At 60.2% G+C, this 2,147-nt stretch carries 1 protein-coding gene; it reads left to right on the forward strand.

Features of this window, described 5'->3' with window-relative positions:
• A partial coding sequence (locus WAW17_RS17340) for a DUF1156 domain-containing protein (RefSeq protein ID WP_422334173.1) occupies nucleotides 1-2,147 on the forward strand: 2,147 nt, incomplete at both ends.

The following is a 2,147-nucleotide window of genomic DNA, read 5'->3' on the forward strand; positions in this document are numbered from 1 at the left end:
CGACGCTGCCGGACAAGTGGCTACGCAAGACCAAAGGCAAAGAAGCCGCAGTGCGGATGCTTATTGAGATCGACGGCATCCCGTTGGACGAACCGCGGTTCGAAGTCGTTCTAGGTCGCGACGTCGACACAACTGACGCGGCGAAGGGGACTTCGGCTGGAGGGAAGGCGATTTCACCTTACGACGATCTCGTCATCGATGGCGACTACATTAAGGCTGAAGCGCAGGCTGGTCGTATGTCGCAGATCCTCTACGCAGTAGCGATCCGCACCGCATCCGGGGAACGAACCTTCAGGGCCCCTTCCGACGATGACCTCGCGGCCCTTAAAGCCGCTGAGGCACGGTTCGAGGAGGTCAAGGATGTATGGCAGGCGCAGGGGATACTCCCGTCGGAAGACATCCCGGATGAGTCGAACTACGAACGTGGGCATCGGCTGTACGGCCGATATACATGGCTGGATATGTTTACCCCACGACAGGCTCTGGTACACGGCACGTTTTCCATGGAGTTCGCGAAGCTCATTCCTGAGGTGGAAGAAGACCTTGGTGAACGAGCGGGAGATGTCCTGTTCGAGCTGGCTCTCATGCAGGGAAAGGCTCTGAACTGGAACTCCCGATCATCGACGTGGGACGTGTCTCGACAGAAGTTACGCAATACCTTCGAGAAACATAACTTCTCGTTTAAGTGGGCCTTCGCTGAGTTCGAGGGTGCGACCGCGTTGTTCTCGTGGAGCTTGGATCAGCTGACAGACGCTTATGGCGAGATCGCACGACTCCTTGACGAGACTGGGGCTCCAGGCATGGCGGGCGAGCCCCCACTCAAACGTGACGTGACTGTGTACCGCGGCAGCGGCGCCGATCTTCGCTTCGTCGAAGATCGGTCCGTAGCCCATATCTGTATGGATCCGCCGTACTACGACAATGTTATGTACGCGGAGCTCGCCGACTTTTTCTATGTATGGGAGAAGCGGACTTTCGGTCGCATCGTGCCGGACTATTTCGACGCTAATCTGACCGACAAGGAAAACGAGGCTGTCGCCAACGTTGCTCGGTTCCTCCCTATGGGTAAGCGAAAGAAAGATCTCGCCGATCTCGACTATCAGACCAAGATGACTGCGATCTTCACCGAAGCAAGCCGAGTACTCCGCGATGACGGTGTCTTGTCGGTTATGTTCACCCACAAGCGTGCTGGCGCATGGGACACCCTCGGCATGGGCTTGCTGGAGGCTGGGTTCACTATCGAGACCTCGTGGCCGGTCAACACCGAGTCCGAACAGTCGCTGCACCAGGCGAATAAGAACTCGGCGGCGTCGACGATCATGTTGGTGTGCCGCAAGCGCGATGCAGCTGAAGGATCGGTGCGGGTGTACCTCGACGACATCGAACAGGACATCCGTGACGCCGCCCGAGCGGCAGCGCAGCGGTTTCAGCACGACGGGATCGACGGTGTGGACTTGCTGCTGTCCACCTATGGCCCGACCCTGTCTGTCATCTCACAGAGCTGGCCTGTGTACTCGTCAGTCCCTAACGCGGACGGGAAGGACCAGTTGCTGCGCCCAGAGGATGCTCTTGACCTCGCTCGTGAGGAGGTCGTCCAGCTCCGCCGGGCCCGGCTAGTCGGCAAGGCTGCGCACGTCGACGACATGACCGACTTCGTGCTTCTGTCGTGGGACATCTTCGGAGCCCGCGAGTTCCCGTACGACACTGCACGCCTGCTGGCGCTCGCCGTCGGTGGGGTGGATGTGGACCATCTTGAGCGCGCCAAGATCGTGAAGAAGAAGACCGGTAGCGTCATCCTGCTTGAGCCGAGCGAGAGGCTACGGCGCGATGCTGACAGCGAGCTTCCCGGGGTGCGGCCGGAAGCCGCGAACTTCGAGTACACAATCGATGCCGTCGACACCGCCATGTACATCGCCGACGTCGACGGGATGCCGGCCGCCAAACGATTCCTCGACCGACACGGATTCACCACAGACAGTGGTTTCATCTCCACCGTGCAGGGACTCGTCAACGCGATCCCGCGGACGAAGGCCAAGGGCGCCTGGGTCGTTCCCGAGGCCGGCCTGCTGGACACCCTGTGCATGCTGTACTTCCCGACGGTGACGCTGCCGGAGGCAGAGGACCTAGCAGCGCTGGCGGTGCAGGGA

The sequence above is a fragment of the Rhodococcus sp. (in: high G+C Gram-positive bacteria) genome (assembly GCF_049286785.1).
Lineage (GTDB): Bacteria > Actinomycetota > Actinomycetes > Mycobacteriales > Mycobacteriaceae > Rhodococcus_F.